Origin of the sequence: Algoriphagus sp. AGSA1, assembly GCF_021390545.1 — a bacterium.
In the GTDB taxonomy this organism is placed as follows: domain Bacteria; phylum Bacteroidota; class Bacteroidia; order Cytophagales; family Cyclobacteriaceae; genus Algoriphagus.
The window spans coordinates 127,024-143,512 of the sequence record NZ_JAJUWR010000005.1; the positions used below are offsets into that span (position 1 = coordinate 127,024).

The 16,489-nt window shown below is 42.4% G+C and carries 13 protein-coding genes; 3 read left to right on the forward strand and 10 right to left on the reverse strand.

What is annotated here, in order from left to right:
• From rpsL to LZF95_RS04975, 3 genes are all read right to left on the reverse strand, one after another.
• The gene (gene rpsL / locus LZF95_RS04965) at positions 1-399 is read right to left on the reverse strand and encodes a 30S ribosomal protein S12 (protein WP_057939461.1); all 399 of its coding nucleotides are present in this window, start codon (positions 397-399) and stop codon (positions 1-3) included.
• 1,405 nt (positions 400-1,804) lie between these two features.
• On the reverse strand, positions 1,805-2,275 hold the full coding sequence (locus LZF95_RS04970; protein WP_233753874.1) for a hypothetical protein: 471 nt from the start codon (positions 2,273-2,275) through the stop codon (positions 1,805-1,807).
• Positions 2,276-2,286: 11 nt separating this feature from the next.
• Positions 2,287-2,820: a hypothetical protein gene (locus LZF95_RS04975; protein ID WP_233753875.1), complete on the reverse strand. Its 534-nt coding sequence runs from the start codon at positions 2,818-2,820 to the stop codon at positions 2,287-2,289.
• A 368-nt stretch (positions 2,821-3,188) separates the two neighbouring features.
• Here LZF95_RS04975 and LZF95_RS04980 point away from each other — a divergent pair, with 368 nt between their 5' ends.
• The 3 genes from LZF95_RS04980 to LZF95_RS04990 all read left to right on the forward strand — a co-directional run bounded on the left by LZF95_RS04980 (position 3,189) and on the right by LZF95_RS04990 (position 4,997).
• Positions 3,189-4,004 (forward strand): hypothetical protein, encoded by an 816-nt coding sequence (locus LZF95_RS04980; RefSeq protein WP_233753876.1) that lies wholly within the window; start codon positions 3,189-3,191, stop codon positions 4,002-4,004.
• A 410-nt stretch (positions 4,005-4,414) separates the two neighbouring features.
• Positions 4,415-4,666, forward strand: coding sequence for a type II toxin-antitoxin system RelE/ParE family toxin (locus tag LZF95_RS04985; protein WP_233753970.1), 252 nt, complete (start codon positions 4,415-4,417; stop codon positions 4,664-4,666).
• A gap of 4 nt (positions 4,667-4,670) precedes the next feature.
• The gene (locus tag LZF95_RS04990) at positions 4,671-4,997 is read left to right on the forward strand and encodes a helix-turn-helix domain-containing protein (protein WP_233753877.1); all 327 of its coding nucleotides are present in this window, start codon (positions 4,671-4,673) and stop codon (positions 4,995-4,997) included.
• Between the two features lie 316 nt (positions 4,998-5,313).
• Here the strand turns inward: LZF95_RS04990 and LZF95_RS04995 are convergent, their stop codons facing one another.
• From LZF95_RS04995 to rplK, 7 genes are all read right to left on the reverse strand, one after another.
• The gene (locus LZF95_RS04995) at positions 5,314-5,631 is read right to left on the reverse strand and encodes a DUF3467 domain-containing protein (protein ID WP_057939462.1); all 318 of its coding nucleotides are present in this window, start codon (positions 5,629-5,631) and stop codon (positions 5,314-5,316) included.
• Positions 5,632-5,971: 340 nt separating this feature from the next.
• Positions 5,972-10,288, reverse strand: a complete 4,317-nt coding sequence (rpoC, locus tag LZF95_RS05000) for a DNA-directed RNA polymerase subunit beta' (RefSeq protein ID WP_233753878.1) — start codon at positions 10,286-10,288, stop codon at positions 5,972-5,974.
• A 48-nt stretch (positions 10,289-10,336) separates the two neighbouring features.
• Entirely contained in the window at positions 10,337-14,212 is a 3,876-nt protein-coding gene (gene rpoB, locus LZF95_RS05005) for a DNA-directed RNA polymerase subunit beta (protein WP_233753879.1), read from the reverse strand.
• A 156-nt stretch (positions 14,213-14,368) separates the two neighbouring features.
• A complete protein-coding gene (gene rplL, locus LZF95_RS05010) occupies positions 14,369-14,749 on the reverse strand; it encodes a 50S ribosomal protein L7/L12 (protein ID WP_233753880.1) in 381 nt (126 codons plus the stop codon).
• Between the two features lie 42 nt (positions 14,750-14,791).
• Positions 14,792-15,334 carry a 50S ribosomal protein L10 gene (gene rplJ / locus LZF95_RS05015; RefSeq protein WP_233753881.1) on the reverse strand — a complete coding sequence of 181 codons (543 nt, stop codon included), beginning with the start codon at positions 15,332-15,334 and terminating at the stop codon, positions 14,792-14,794.
• A gap of 2 nt (positions 15,335-15,336) precedes the next feature.
• The gene (gene rplA, locus LZF95_RS05020; protein ID WP_233753882.1) at positions 15,337-16,035 is read right to left on the reverse strand and encodes a 50S ribosomal protein L1; all 699 of its coding nucleotides are present in this window, start codon (positions 16,033-16,035) and stop codon (positions 15,337-15,339) included.
• Between the two features lie 10 nt (positions 16,036-16,045).
• Positions 16,046-16,489: a 50S ribosomal protein L11 gene (rplK, locus tag LZF95_RS05025; RefSeq protein WP_233753883.1), complete on the reverse strand. Its 444-nt coding sequence runs from the start codon at positions 16,487-16,489 to the stop codon at positions 16,046-16,048.

A 16,489-nucleotide genomic window follows, 5' to 3' on the forward strand; every position in this document is an offset into this window, starting at 1 on the left:
TTATTTCTTCGCCGGAGCGCCTTTTCCAGCCTTCGGTCTTTTAGCACCATACTTAGAGCGACCTTGCTTACGGTCTTTTACTCCCGCGGTATCCAGTGCACCTCGGATGATGTGGTACCTCACACCAGGCAGATCCTTCACACGACCACCTCTGATCAGGACGATCGAGTGCTCTTGTAGATTGTGACCTTCTCCAGGAATGTAAGCATTCACTTCTTTTCCGTTTGTCAATCTCACCCTGGCCACTTTTCTCATTGCAGAGTTTGGCTTCTTAGGGGTTGTAGTATATACTCTGGTACAAACTCCTCTTCGCTGTGGACATGCGTCCAAAGCTCTTGATTTTGATTTGGTCTCCAGTGTAGTTCTACCTTTTCGTACTAACTGTTGAATAGTAGGCATTAACTGATAAAATTTAGTTTTCCCGTAAACTGTTAAATTTTGGACTGCAAAGGTAAACAAAGTAATAAGAGTAACAAAGCTAAGCAGTTATATTTTTGTTATGCCTCAGCTTAGGTTTCCCTGTATGCGGGCTTCCTCGGAATATATTATCGCAGGTAGCCCTAAAGTATGCTGGGCAGGTTGCTAAAAAAAACTAAATAATTAGATTTACTTCAATCGGATATTTGAGTCTGGGAGGTACTACCAATTGGCCGTTCTGATTCATCCTCTTTCCAGATTTCCCCAAGAGTTTATCCTTGGCATATTCCTTATATTAAAGGATAAAGACTTCGTCTCCAAAAAAATGCTTAAACCTAGAAAGGGAACTAACTGGAGGCTCGTCGGTACTGACCTGTGCCAGTATTGAATGTGACAATAGAAAAAGAATAATAACTAAAAATTTAACAGAAAAAGCGCTCGTTTTCGAAAAGTTTAGTAATTCACATATCTATTCTATACATCTATTCTATACATCAATTTTAAAAAGGAAGGCTAATTAGGAGTAAATAACATGAATTTCTTATCTCCGCCATAGTATAATTTCAGTCCAATTTCAGTTATCCTATAAAACTGGACAGCCCCCATCCGATCAAAATACCATGGATCAAAAGTTTCACCTGCCAAAGTAGCAACTTTAAAATTCTCGATTAAAATACTTCCAACAATGGAATCACCCAATGCATAAGATCCAAATATAATATTAGGGCAGGTATGCGCATTTATTTCTCCCCTTTCTAAGAATGAAATAGTATAAGAACAATCGTCAAACTGGATCTGGGAAGTTCCAAATGCTTACTTCCATCACTTCCATAGCCTACCAATTCCCATTCCATTCCCACCAGCGGGAGATTTGTGAATAATTGGTTCTTATCCATCCATATCCTCTATCGAGACCATACCTTCCTGAATCTCCTGGCAGGATGAAACCATCACCCCTGTGATCAATACCAATAATGTGAACAGTGCCTTCATAAGATCTAAGAATTAAAATACTATACAGAGGACGATAAAAGTGGACTAAATGCTTCAACAAACGATAAAAAAAACCAAACACAGCTGCCTGAATTACAACTAAATACACAAACATCCGGAGAGAAAAGAGACCATCTGGAAGAATAGAGGCCTGTGCGGACACAGACCTTGGCGGAGAAATTTCCCCTCCAGAACACCTTCAGGTGATTAGTTTTTTCCCTCACTGGATTCAAATTACCGATCCTCCGTGAGTGAGACACTCACAGAGGCTATAGTACTTCATCAAACAAGAGATTCTCTTGTGAAAAAACGTTATGAGAGAAAAGCAAAAGCAGAATAACAAAAGGTAAACTGTAAAGTGTTCTTTTCATATTGGTGTTCTTGGTATTAGAAATTATTCAATTCTTGAAAAATATAAAGTCGGACCATCGACATGCGCCATATTTAAAGTCATATGGCTTTCTTTAATCCTACAAGGCCAATTCAAAGTACCTATTTTCAATACGTAGTAGTCCTTTCCATCAAAGGCATGACGAATAAGCTCAAAAACATATTCACCTGTGACATGCCGCCCCCCTCCTTCAACATCATTGTCTATTTTCACCACTCCGTTAGGGTTGAAGTGATACACTATATTGTCACAGGAGTAGTCCTTGACTTCAATGTCTCCATTATAAAGTCTGAATGTATTCTGCCGAATCAATTTCCATTTTCCAGTGACATCATCTTCCGGACCGGCTACTGTCTCCACCTGACAACCCAGCACTTCATCCGGACTTTCACTTTCTGTGCATCCTGCAAGTGGTAGTATAGACAAAACCGAGCAGAGGAAAGGTAATAAGGTTGTAGTGCATAGTTGCTTCATAAAGGAAGGGGTTAGTTAAACTCAAACACTATCTCAAAATCTTCATCAATTGTAAATGTCGTTTCTTCCTGAATAAACTGAAAGGACCCTTTCACAGTGGTTTTATATTTTCCTGTAGTCAACAGTTCATTATCTTTATTAATAATGCAAAAAGGAGGACAGCAGAAATCTTCTGACGGAATCCAAGGAATCTCAAACAACTGTTCTTCATCTGGTTGGATAATAAACTGAGTCCCAAAGAATGTACAAAAAACATTTTCGTAGGGTTGCCCCATATATATATCCCCTTCAGAAGTGTCTAGTTTGATCACGGAGAAAAAGTTTTCATCAACAAAACCAGACTGGTATTCTATATTCTTTTTGGATAAGTTTTTGATTACAAACCTAAAATGAAAGTTTTCTCCGCTTTGGAAGTCTGTTTTCCTATTTCCTGCATCATCTCGTAGTTCAAAGGTCATTTTGATTTTCTGGTTAGGCTCTTCCTCTGTACAACCCAATAGGTGAGAAAGCAATATGATCAGTGATGTTTTAAGTAAAAGCTTCATGTTTTTTTAGTTAATGATCCCTAAATACTATCATTCAGCAGCTAACTACTAAAATCGCAAAAACCTAACCCATCACTCTCCTGACAGGATGAAACCATCACCCTGTGATCAATACCAATAATGTGAATATAGCCTTCATAAGATCTAAGAATCAGATATTATAGAGAGGACGATAAAAGTGGACTAAACGCTTCAATAAATCACAAAAAAGGACAAAAGAACCAAACACAGGGATCTGAAAAACAACTGAATAGGAGAACATCCTGGAAAGGGAAACTAAAAAAGAAAGGATAAGTAAAATTTTGTGTTTCATATTTCATCCATTAAAATTATTTACTTAAACTAAGGTGCAAATAGCTAAAAATCAAATGAATAGTTCCAATAATTTAATTTTAATTTTACTCCTAGCAGGATTTGCTTGTGACATAAATGAAGCTGAGAAACCAATAGTGGATGAGGTGATTGACGAAAACAACCCTAAGGATTTGCTTCAGTCAGGACTTTTCACGCCCCCGGAACAATTAAAATCATTGGATTTTTTCCAGTTTGAATTTGAAAGGCACATTTCACGAACTGATCTTTATTATGATGACGAAGGAAACAATGTTCTTTCAATTGGTATTAATATGACCGACCCTACTGAAGGCCAAAATTCAGCCAAATTTGACACCACAGGAGCGACTGTTTACATCTATGAATTGGGGCGGCTTGTAGAGGAGCGTTATTATGCGTTCGGGAACGGTGATTTTTCGGTTTATGGACTCAAAACTTATTCCTTTGATGATTTGGGCAGACGGTATCAAGAGTTTGATCAAAATGAACAACTTCTCGCAACCTATTTCTATAATGATTCCGGACAATTGGAATCCAAAAAATATGGTAAAAATCAGGAAATGGAATGGGATCAATTCATCTATGATGATCAAGGTAAACTGTCAAGACAGTTGTATTGGGGATCAGGAGATGCTCCGTTAATAGAATATCATCTCAGGTATAATACTTATGACAAGCTAGAGGCAAAAGAGACCTGGGAACTGGGAGCAGATTCTAGAAAAGACGCTCTCAAGTTTTTTTACAATGAACAAAATCAATTGGTGGAAGAAATCGAATATGATCCTAATTTCGATTTTACTCAATTGATGAAAATGAAATACACCTATTTCCCTAACAATGAATCCAATTAATACATCAGATAAGCCGAATAGAATCTTACCTGAAAAACTACTGGAAAAATAAAGACCTGTACGGACACAGATCTTGCCCGAGGGACCCGCCCTCTAAGACATCTTCAGGTGAATAGTTCTTCACCCCAACAGGATTTAAATTATCGATTTTCCGTGAGGAGACACTCACGGAGGCGATAGAAAACTCAGTAAAATAAATTGACCTCATATAAAAAATTGTGAGTCAGCTCAGAAAACCGAACCGATAGAAATAATCTGAATCTTAGTTTCTATATTTGGAAACATTATTTATCTTGGGGACGTTAAACAGGACAATATTGGATGAAATATTTTGAGACTATATTTTTAGACGAGGCCGATAAATTCATTGCTGGACTTGACTCAAAGACCGTCAAAAAATCTTTTACAATATTGACCTTGCTGAACAGACAAATGCCCCAAAACTTTTAAAGAAACTTCAAAATGATATTTGGGAGTTCCGAACAAAATACGCTGGACTTCAAATCAGACTTCTTGCATTTTGGGACAAAACAGATAACAAAGAAACTTTGGTAGTTGCGACCCATGGTTTCATAAAAAAGGTTGACAAAGTTCCAAAAAACGAAATTGACCGTGCAGTGAGACTAAAAGACAACTACTTCAATAAGAAACTGAAAAAATAATATTATGGCAACCAAAGAAATCAAAACTTATTCGCTTGCCGAAATGAAGGATAAGTATATCGGCAAAGTTGGAACAGCAGACCGAGACGAATACGAATATGAACTCCGTATGGACGTTTTGGGCAAAATGATAAAATCCGCAAGACAAGAACGACGCTTGACACAAGAAGAACTTGGAAAACTTGTTGGCGTGCAGAAAGCTCAAATTTCCAAACTTGAAAGCAGTGCCAATAGTGCAACAATTGACACTATTTTGAAAGTATTTAAAGCATTAAAAGCAGAAATAAACTTTAACGTAAAACTTGAAGATAACTTTGTTAAACTCGCCTGACAAAAAATACTAATGAACGAGAAACCCTACTAGGAAAATAAAGGTCTGTGCGGACACAGACCTTGGCGGGGGAATCTGCCCTCCTGAATATCTTCATCGAAATAATATTTTAGCCCAACCGGATTGAAAATATCCTTTTTCCGTGAGTGAGACAGTCACGGAGGCAATAAAAGTAAAACAGCCTATTCTAGCTTGGAGAAGCAGGACAACCGAAATTAGGCTGTGCTCTCTGTGAAAAACTCCGCATCCACTGTGGTAAAAAAGACCTAGGATCTTAGCTTGACCCAGGTCTAATAATTTTTATCAGAAGACAATTCTAAGCCTCTCCCGGTGTACCAAAGCTAATCGGAAACTGCGGTGCTCCTCCCGATTGGTTAATCTTACCAAAAGCAGCCTCATATTTTTCGATATTGTCTTTCAATGCGGCAAGCAATCGCTTGGCATGATCCGGAGTGACAATAATCCTCGACTTCACTTTTGCCTTGGGTACACCCGGCATCAGGCGGATAAAGTCAATCACAAATTCCGAATTGGAATGTGCGATCATCGCCAGATTGGAATATACGCCTTCAGCTACTTCCTCTGAAAGCTCTACATTGATCTGCTGATCTACTTTTTTGTTGTCGTCTTGCATGGTTGATATTAGTTTATTTGATTATAGGCGATGATGCCAGTAGCCTTATGTTCCTTGGCTAATCGGCTGGAAGGCCGAAGACCGAAGTGGTCTCAATTCCATTGTTGACCAAATCCTATAATGCTTTAGTCTCTTTACTGGTGCCAAAGAGGATAAGCCTACTAAATTATCCATAATGATTTCACCAGGATATATTGATAGTGAAACTCTCTGCTCTATCTTCTGATGGCCACATGCTCTGCGTTCTCTGCGTAAACCTCTGTGTCCACTGTGGTTATCCTAGATATTCATAAAAAAGGCCTGTCGTGAAACAGGCCTTTTGAATTAATTTATTAAACTTTTACAGGATTGCTTCACTAGATCTTTTACTAGATGTGCGCTCCATGTTTTCCGAAAGCTTATCATATTCTTCCTGAGAACCCACAATAATCGGCTGCAATCTTCGCTGACCGGTGCCGGCAGGAATCAAGTGGCCGACGATCACGTTCTCTTTCAGACCTTTCAGTTCATCACGCTTACCTCTGATAGCTGCCTCAGAAAGCACCTTAGTGGTTTCCTGGAAGGACGCGGCAGAGATAAATGACTCAGTACCCAAAGATGCCGCAGTGATACCCTGTAGCGTAGGCTTAGAGACCGCAGTCTCAGCGTCACGTACCTGTACCAGCTTAAGATCCTTACGTTTCAAGCTGGAATTCTCATCTCTCAATCTTCTCGCAGAGATAATCATACCAGGCTTCAAGGTAGAAGAATCACCTGCATCCATGACCACTTTGCGGTCAAGAATATTGTCATTCTCTTCTCTGAAAGCCCACTTATCCACTACCTGGTTTTGTAGGAATCCAGTATCACCAGCGTCAAGGATTTCAACTTTCTGCATCATCTGGCTTACAATCACCTCTATGTGCTTATCATTGATTTTCACACCCTGAAGTCGGTAAACTTCCTGAATCTCATTCACCAAGTACTCTTGAACAGCTGTAGGGCCTTTGATCGCAAGAATATCATTTGGAGTGATCGCTCCATCAGAAAGTGGTTCACCAGCTCTGATAAAGTCATTCTCCTGCACAAGGATATGCTTAGACAGAGATACCATGTATTTCTTGATCACACCATCTTTGGATTCGATGATGATCTCCCTGTTACCGCGCTTGATACCACCGTAAGTCACTACACCATCGATTTCAGAAACTACAGCCGGATTGGATGGGTTTCTAGCTTCGAAAAGCTCGGTAACTCTTGGAAGACCACCGGTAATATCCCTGGTCTTACCTACAGATCTTGGGATTTTCACAAGAACCTGACCGGATCTTACTTTATCCCCAGCGTCAATAGCCAAGTGAGCGCCTACCGGGATATTGTAAGCTTTGGATTCCTCCCCATAGTTTACAATGATTGCCGGGTTCTTGGTTCTATCTTTTGAATCGATGATTACTTTTTCGCGGTAACCCGTCTGATCATCGGATACTTCTTTATAGGTAACACCTTCAGAAATTGCTTCAAATTCAATAGTCCCGTCAAACTCAGAAAGGATAACGGCATTATATGGATCCCACTTACAAAGCGTCTGTCCTTTGGTGATTTTCTCACCATCTTTCACATCTACGATAGCACCGTAAGGAGCATGGTTAGAAACAAGTGTCTTACCAGTCTTAGGATCATTAATCTTGATTTCACCGGATCTACCCATGACCACCGTTACCGGCTCGCCCTCTTTGTTGGTAGTCTCGATCAATCTCAGTTCCTCATCGAATTCCACCACACCGTCGAACTTAGCGATCACACTGGCTTCTACGGCCATGTTGGATGCTGTACCACCCACGTGGAAAGTTCTCAATGTAAGCTGTGTACCTGGTTCACCGATAGACTGTGCCGCGATAACCCCCACGGATTCACCTGTCTGAACCATATGCCCAGAGGATGTTAGATTTCTTCCGTAACATTTGCTACAAACTCCTCTACGGGTTTCGCAAGTCAACACTGATCTTATCTCCACCTCATCGATTCCAGACTCATCTATTAGCTGGGCTACTTCATCGGAGATCATTACTCCTGACTCGATGATCAGCTCATCGGTCACAGGATGATAGATATCATGGACAGAGACTCTACCCACTACTCGTTCAGAAAGTGGTTCCACGATATCGTCGTTATCTTTCAGCGGCTGTACAAGCAAGCCTCTCAAGCTACCACAGTCCTCTTCAGTGACAATCATATCCTGAGCCACATCTACCAGACGTCTGGTCAGGTAACCGGCATCGGCAGTTTTCAATGCGGTATCGGCGAGACCTTTACGCGCACCGTGTGTGGAGATAAAGTACTCCAATACATCCAGACCTTCCTTGAAGTTGGAAAGGATAGGGTTTTCGATGATCTCACCCACAGAACCTTGGAGGTTCTTCTGTGGCTTGGCCATCAAACCTCTCATACCACCCAATTGACGGATCTGCTCTCTGGAACCTCGGGCTCCTGAGTGCATCATCATATAGATGGCATTGAACCCTTGCTTATCTTCTTCCATCTGCTTCATCAGGTTATTGGTCAGATGAGAGTTGGTACGGGTCCAGATATCAATTACTTGGTTATATCGTTCGTTGTCGGTGATCAGCCCCATTAGGTAGTTGTTCCAAACTTGGTCAACCTCTTCTTGGGCTTTAGAGATCATCGGCTCTTTTTCCTCAGGAATAATGACATCATTCAACCCCATAGATAGTCCACCTTTGTAAGCAGACTGGAATCCTAGGTGCTTGATATCATCCAAGAACTGAGCTGTACGTGCCATTCCACATACTTTCACCACTTTAGCGATAATCTGCTGAAGTTTCTTTTTGGTCAATAGCTCATTTACATAACCTACTTCTTTTGGTACGAATTGGTTGAAAATCAAACGACCGGCTACAGTCTCAATGATCTCATCCTTGTATCCTCCATCTTCGGTTCTTACCTGCACTTTACATTTGATATTCGCATGCTTGGAGATCTTCTCCTCATTCAAGGCGATAATCACTTCCTCCGTGCTATAGAATGTCATTCCCTCACCGGCAACCATCTCTTCTGGAGTAGATTTCTTGCCCTTGGTCACATAGTATAGACCCAATACCATATCCTGGGAAGGTACTGTTATAGGGGCACCGTTGGCCGGGTTAAGGATGTTATGCGAGGAAAGCATCAAGGTAGAAGCTTCCAGGATTGCCTCATGCCCTAGAGGCACATGAACTGCCATCTGGTCACCGTCAAAATCGGCGTTGAATGCAGTACATACCAATGGGTGGAGCTGGATGGCTTTCCCTTCAATCAATTTAGGCTGGAATGCCTGAATACCCAGTCTGTGAAGCGTAGGAGCACGGTTGAGGAGCACAGGGTGCCCTTTCAATACGTTTTCCAAAATATCCCAAACCACAGGATCTTTACGATCCACGATTTTCTTAGCAGACTTCACGGTCTTCACAATACCTCTTTCAATCAGTTTCCTGATGACAAAGGGCTTGAACAGCTCAGCCGCCATATTTTTGGGAAGCCCACACTCGTGAAGCTTCAATTCAGGCCCTACCACGATCACAGAACGACCGGAGTAATCCACCCGCTTACCGAGCAAGTTTTGACGGAACCGTCCTTGCTTACCTTTCAACATATCGGAAAGGGATTTCAAGGCACGGTTTCCATCGGATCTTACCGCATTTACTTTTCTGGAGTTATCGAATAGAGAATCCACAGCTTCCTGGAGCATTCTTTTTTCGTTTCTCAAAATCACCTCAGGAGCCTTGATATCGATCAATCGCTTCAGACGGTTATTTCTGATAATAACTCTTCTATATAGGTCATTCAGGTCTGAAGTCGCAAAACGGCCACCATCCAAAGGAACCAACGGACGCAATTCCGGCGGAATCACAGGAACCATACGGACTACCATCCACTCAGGGCGGTTTTCAATTCTGGTTCTCGCATCACGGAACGCTTCCACCACTTTCAACCTTTTCAGCGCCTCCGCTTTTCTCTGCTGAGAAGTATCAGTAGCAGCCTGGTGACGCAGTGAGTAAGAAAGGTCATCCAGATCAATTCTCGCCAATAGCATCTCCAACGCTTCAGCACCCATCTTGGCGATGAATTTATTAGGATCCTCATCGTCAAGCATATGGTTTTCCTTAGGAAGCTTGTCCATGATATCCAGGTACTCATCTTCCGTAAGGAAGTCTAGGTATTGAACTCCTTCTTCCGCTTTGATTCCCGGCTGAACTACCGCATAACGCTCGTAATAGACAATCTGATCAAGTTTCTTAGTCGGAAGACCAAGAAGATAACCGATTTTGTTAGGAAGAGATTTGAAATACCAAATGTGAGCTACCGGTACTACCAGTTCGATGTGCCCCATTCGCTCTCTTCTTACTTTCTTCTCAGTAACCTCTACACCGCAGCGGTCACAGATAATACCTTTATACCTGATGCGCTTGTACTTGCCACAATGACACTCCCAGTCTTTGACCGGACCAAAAATCCGCTCACAGAACAAGCCGCCCATTTCAGGCTTGTAGGTTCTGTAGTTGATGGTCTCTGGCTGGGTCACCTCGCCGTTTGAGCTGTCCAGAATAGATTCTGGGGAAGCCAAACTGATGGTGACTCTGGAAAAATCATTGTTAAGTTTTTTATTTTTTCTGAACGCCATAGTTTTTTGAAAGATATGTAAGGGGCTCTTGCGAGCCCATTCGCTTTATTAATCCAAGGTAATTTCAAGAGCCAAACCTCTCAATTCATGAACCAGTACATTGAAGGATTCAGGAATATTAGGTTTAGGAAGGTTTTCACCCTTCACAATCGCCTCGTAAGCTTTTGCTCTACCGATTACGTCATCAGACTTCACTGTCAGGATCTCCTGAAGTACGTGTGATGCACCGAATGCTTCCAGTGCCCAAACTTCCATCTCTCCGAAACGCTGGCCACCAAACTGAGCTTTACCACCCAATGGCTGCTGCGTGATCAATGAGTATGGGCCGATGGAACGGGCGTGCATCTTATCATCTACCAAGTGGCCTAATTTCAGCATGTATGCAATACCTACTGTGATTGGCTGATCGAATTTCACTCCTGAAAGACCATCGTATAAGTAGGTACGTCCATAAGCCGGTAAGCCTGCCAACTCCAATTCATGGGATACTTCTTCCATAGAAGCACCGTCAAATATCGGCGTAGCGTATTTCTTGTCCAGCTTCTGTCCAGCCCAAGCCAGTACCGTTTCGAAGATCTGTCCGATGTTCATTCGGGAAGGTACACCCAGCGGGTTCAATACGATATCCATAGGGGTTCCATCCTCTAGGAATGGCATGTCCTCATCCCTTACGATTCTGGCTACGATCCCTTTGTTACCGTGACGACCCGCCATTTTATCACCCACTTTCAGCTTGCGCTTCTTGGCGATGTAAACTTTAGCAAGCTGAACGATACCCGCAGGAAGTTCATCCCCTACTTCAAGCGTAAATCTTTCTCTCTTGAAGGTACCGGAGATCTCATTTCTTGAGTTCGTGTAGTTTTTCACCAAATGGACGATCAGCTCATTGGTATGAGGATCATTAGTCCAGTCGTCAAGAACGATATCAGAGATCAAGTTAGCTTCCTCAGGCACATTGTAGTTACTCTCATCTCTGTAAGGATTCTTAGCAGGGAAAAGGTTGTTTTCAATGTTTTTGGCATTGAACTTCTGTCCTTTGGTGATGATCTCATCACCGAATTTATGCCTCACACCCTGGGACGTTTTGCCATCCAGAATAGTGACCATTTTGTTGATCATTCGGGCTCTGATACCCAGGAGATCCTTAGAATATCTGGACTTAAGCTTTTCAACTTCGGCTTTCGCCTTAGCTCTTACGTCTTTGTCCTTCTTGGGTCTTGCGAATAGCTTCGTCTCGATCACAACACCATTCAGAGAAGGTGAAGCTTTCAGCGAAGCATCTTTCACGTCGCCGGCCTTATCACCGAAGATCGCTCTAAGCAACTTCTCTTCCGGAGTAGGGTCAGTTTCACCTTTTGGAGTGATTTTACCGATGATAATATCACCTTCTTTTACCTCAGCTCCAATGGCAATGATCCCATGCTCATCCAGGTTTTTAACAGCCTCCTCGGATACGTTAGGGATTTCAGAAGTCAATTCTTCCTCGCCTCTTTTCGTATCCCGGACTTCCAACTGGAATTCTTCCACGTGGATGGAAGTGAAGATATCTTCCCTTACCACACGCTCAGAGATCACGATCGCATCCTCAAAGTTATATCCTTGCCATGGCATGTACGCCACTTTAAGGTTTTTACCAAGAGCCAGTTCACCGTTGTTAGTGGAGTAACCTTCAACCAACACCTGACCTTTTTTCACCTTCTGCCCTTTCAGCACCAAAGGAGTCAAGTTGATCGTAGTATCCTGGTTAGTTCTTCGGAACTTGATCAGGTCGTAGGTTTTGTACTCGTCAGTGAAATTCACCAAAAGTTCATCCTCCGTCAAATCGTATTTGATGGTGATTCTCTTGGCATCCACATAATCCACAACCCCACTTGCTTCAGCAATGATCAGCGACCTGGAATCTACAGCAGCTTTTGCTTCCAGGCCAGTTCCCACAATAGGAGCTTCAGCTTTCAACAAAGGAACTGCCTGACGTTGCATGTTGGATCCCATCAAGGCACGGTTGGCATCATCATGCTCCAAGAATGGAATCAATGATGCCGCCACAGATACGATCTGATTAGGGGCAACGTCCATGTAGCTGATTTCGGATGGTTCCAATACCGGGAAGTCACCCTCGAATCTTGCTTTTACTTTTTCATTGATAAACTTGCCATTTTCGTCCAGAGGAGCATTAGCTTGGGCAATGTTATGGTCATCTTCTTCCTCAGCCGTGAGGAACAAAACATCCTCAGCTTTCATACTAGCTTTGCCATCCTTCACCTTGCGGTAAGGAGTTTCCAGGAAGCCCATTGAGTTCACTTTTGCATGAACACAAAGAGAAGAGATCAAACCAATGTTTGGACCTTCAGGAGTTTCGATGGTACATAGACGACCATAGTGCGTATAGTGAACGTCACGAACCTCAAAACCGGCTCTTTCTCTGGAAAGACCACCTGGCCCCAAAGCCGAAAGTCTTCTCTTGTGAGTCAACTCCGCCAATGGATTGGTTTGATCCATAAACTGGGAAAGCTGGTTGGTTCCGAAGAAGGAATTGATCACAGAAGAAAGTGTCCGCGCGTTGATCAGATCGACTGGTTTAAAGTCTTCGTTGTCACGAACGTTCATTCTTTCACGGATCGTCCTGGCCATTCTGGCCAAGCCTACACCGAACTGGCTGTAAAGCTGCTCACCTACAGTCCTTACTCTTCTATTACTCAAGTGATCAATATCATCGACCACAGCCTTGGAGTTGATCAGTCCGATCAGGTATTTTACGATGTTGATGATATCTTCCTTGGTAAGGACGATTTTCTCAGAATCGATGTCAAGTCCCAGTTTTTTGTTGATTCTATATCGACCAACTTCACCTAAGTCATAACGTTTGTCAGAGAAGAACAAACTATGAATTACTTCACGAGCCGTGGACTCATCAGGAGCTTCCGTATTTCTCAACTGACGGTAGATAACCTCCACAGCCTCTTTCTCAGAGTTGGAGCTATCTTTCTGTAGGGTATTATAGATGATAGAGTAATCAGCCACGTTCACATCTTCTCTATGGAGAATAATGCTCTTCGAGCCTGAGTCCAAGATCATTTCGATGTCTTCGTCTGTAAGCACGGTATCCCGCTCAAGCAATACCTCATTTCGGTCGATGGAGACAACTTCACCGGTATCTTCATCCACGAAATCTTCTACCCATGTCCTAAGAACCCTAGCCGCTAGTTTTCTGCCGGCCACTTTTTTCATCGCTGATTTAGTGGCACTTACTTCTTCAGAAAGTCCAAACAGGTCAAGAATATCCTTGTCGGAGCCATAACCTATGGATCTCAACAAGGTGGTGACAGGGAATTTCTTCTTACGATCGATGTATGCGTACATGACATTGTTGATATCAGTGGCAAATTCGATCCAGGATCCTTTGAAAGGGATGATTCTGGCAGAGTATAGTTTCGTGCCATTGGTGTGCTTGCTTTGTGCGAAGAACACGCCTGGCGAACGGTGAAGCTGGGAAACAATAACTCTTTCTGCACCATTAATCACAAATGACCCCTTCTCGGTCATATACGGAAGATTACCTAAGAATACTTCTTGCTCAATCGTTTCGAAATCCTCATTGTCCTCATCATGGCAAAGTAATCTCAACTTTGCTTTCAACGGTACAGAGTAGGTCAAGCCACGGTCAATGCATTCGCCCACGGAATATTTGGGTGGATCTACTGCATAATCGATGAATTCAAGAGTGAAATTTTCTCTGGAATCACTGATTGGGAAGTTTTCCGCGAATACTTTGAATAACCCGTCTGCCCGGCGCTTTTCCGCAGGAGTATCCAGTTGGAAGAAATCTTTGAAAGACTGCAACTGAATATCTAGAAAATCCGGATAGCTTTTGACCACCTTAATGGAGGAGAAACTTTTCCTTTCGGTTTGATTCTTGATAGCCAAGGTAGTGTATGTTTATGGTGAAATATTAATAGCGATAAAATCCAATTTCCGCTTAGAATAATGCATTTTTAAACCTGTGCATAAACAGGAAAAGACCTGACTATAATAGTCAGGTCTTAGGTCTGAACCCCAACCTAATAGTTGCGGTTCAACAAATTATTTGATCTCTACTTCAGCACCAGCTTCTTCCAAAGACTTCTTCAAGCCTTCAGCTTCGTCTTTGGCTACGCCTTCTTTCAATGCTTTAGGAGCTCCGTCAACTAGTTCCTTAGCCTCTTTAAGACCAAGACCAGTCAATTCTTTAACAAGCTTGACAACTGCCAGTTTTGATCCACCTGCAGATTTCAAGATCACGTCAAAAGTTGACTTTTCTTCTTCGACTGCAGCTTCACCAGCACCAGCACCACCAGCTACAACTACTGCACCTGCAGCAGCTGGCTCGATGCCATACTGATCCTTAAGGATATCTGTCAATTCTTTAACCTCTTTTACAGTCAAGTTTACCAACTGATCTGCAAGTTGTGTAAGATCTGCCATTGTATTTGAAATTTAATATTTGTTTGAATGATTTTTTTTTACTTATTTTTCTTCTCTCTCAGCGAGTGTTTTAAGCACACCAGTGATATTGTTCTGGCCACTTTGCAATGCTGAAAGAAGGTTCATAGCCGGAGACTGCAGCAAGCTGATAAGGTCGCCGATCAATTCCTGCTTTGATTTCAACTTAGATAGCATTTCCAGGTTCTCTTCACCCACGAATATGTCCGCATCGATAGAGGCTCCTTTAAAGGCTGGCTTTGTTGCTTTTTTACCTAATTTCTTTCTAAAATCCAGCAATACATTTGCCGGAAGATTACTCGTCTCACTTGAGAAGATAATTCCAGAGAATCCTTTCAACGCTTTATCAGACAACTCAGAGTAGTCGCCGTCCAAATTTTCCAGTGCCTTGCTGATCAAGGTGTTTTTGTACACTTTGTACTCCACGCCTTTTTCGAAACAAGCTCTTCTGAATGCATTAACCTGAGCTACGGAAAAACCGGACGCATCAGTGATATAGAAGAAAGGGTTTTCTTTAAATTTCTCAGTAAGACCGTCGATTATTACTTTCTTTTCGTCTCTAGTCATGATTAAATTCCTTGAATGCTACCCTTGTCCACTGCAATTCCAGGAGACATTGTACTGGATAAATGAATACTCTTGAAATATGTTCCTTTGGAAGAGGAAGGCTTTAGCTTGGAAATGGTAAGGATAAGTTCTTTCACATTCTCTTCAATCTGCGCCGCAGTGAAGGATGCCTTACCAATACCTGCGTGGATAATTCCAAATTTATCTACTTTGAAATCAATTTTACCCGCTTTAACTTCTTTTACTGCCTTGGCTACATCCAGAGTAACAGTTCCTGATTTAGGATTTGGCATAAGACCTCTCGGCCCCAATACTCTACCCAATCTACCTACTTTTGCCATTACGTTAGGCATGGTGATGATGACATCAATGTCAGTCCATCCGCCTTCGATTTTAGCTATATAGTCATCCAAGCCTGCGTAATCTGCACCTGCTTCGGTCGCCTCTGCTACTTTGTCAGGAGTACAAAGCACCAATACTTTGATGTCTTTGCCTGTACCATGAGGAAGCGCGACAACGCCCCTTACCATTTGATCAGCTTTACGTGGATCCACACCCAAACGGATGTCAAGATCTACAGAAGCGTCAAACTTCGTCATAGTAATATCCTTCACGATAGTAGAAGCTGCCTCCAGGGAGTACACTTGGCTTGGGTCGTACTTAGAAAGAGCTTCTTTTTGCTTTTTTGTTAACTTAGCCATTGTTTTTTATTTATACTTCCCAAGGGGCTTTACCAGATACTGTGATTCCCATGCTTCTTGCTGTACCAGCCACCATTTTCATAGCAGACTCCACTTTGAAAGCATTAAGGTCAGGCATTTTTACCGCTGCTATCTCCTTAACCTGATCCCAGGTCACTGATCCCACCTTCTTACGGTTAGGCTCAGCAGATCCGCTTTTGACTTTCGCTGCCTCAAGCAACATATTTGCCGCAGGAGGGGTCTTTACTACGAAGTCAAATGACTTATCTGAGTAGATTGTAATCAGTACAGGAAGCACCTGACCCATTTTATCCTGGGTACGTGCGTTGTACTGCTTACAAAACTCCATGATGTTCAGACCCTTGGAACCAAGAGCCGGACCTACTGGAGGCGACGGGTTTGCCTGGCCACCTTTCACTTGTAGTTTTAAATAACCAGTGATTTCCTTAGCCAT

What these genes read in the sequence shown, in the direction of transcription:
- rplA (WP_233753882.1), bottom strand. Translation starts at nt 16,035, where the DNA reads ATGGCTAAGTTAACAAAAAAGCAAAAAGAAGCTCTTTCTAAGTACGAC.
- rpoC (WP_233753878.1), bottom strand. Translation starts at nt 10,288, where the DNA reads ATGGCGTTCAGAAAAAATAAAAAACTTAACAATGATTTTTCCAGAGTC.
- LZF95_RS04975 (WP_233753875.1), bottom strand. Translation starts at nt 2,820, where the DNA reads ATGAAGCTTTTACTTAAAACATCACTGATCATATTGCTTTCTCACCTA.
- rplK (WP_233753883.1), bottom strand. Translation starts at nt 16,489, where the DNA reads ATGGCTAAGGAAATCACTGGTTATTTAAAACTACAAGTGAAAGGTGGC.
- LZF95_RS04990 (WP_233753877.1), top strand. Translation starts at nt 4,671, where the DNA reads ATGGCAACCAAAGAAATCAAAACTTATTCGCTTGCCGAAATGAAGGAT.
- LZF95_RS04980 (WP_233753876.1), top strand. Translation starts at nt 3,189, where the DNA reads ATGAATAGTTCCAATAATTTAATTTTAATTTTACTCCTAGCAGGATTT.
- LZF95_RS04995 (WP_057939462.1), bottom strand. Translation starts at nt 5,631, where the DNA reads ATGCAAGACGACAACAAAAAAGTAGATCAGCAGATCAATGTAGAGCTT.
- rpsL (WP_057939461.1), bottom strand. Translation starts at nt 399, where the DNA reads ATGCCTACTATTCAACAGTTAGTACGAAAAGGTAGAACTACACTGGAG.
- LZF95_RS04970 (WP_233753874.1), bottom strand. Translation starts at nt 2,275, where the DNA reads ATGAAGCAACTATGCACTACAACCTTATTACCTTTCCTCTGCTCGGTT.
- rplL (WP_233753880.1), bottom strand. Translation starts at nt 14,749, where the DNA reads ATGGCAGATCTTACACAACTTGCAGATCAGTTGGTAAACTTGACTGTA.
- rplJ (WP_233753881.1), bottom strand. Translation starts at nt 15,334, where the DNA reads ATGACTAGAGACGAAAAGAAAGTAATAATCGACGGTCTTACTGAGAAA.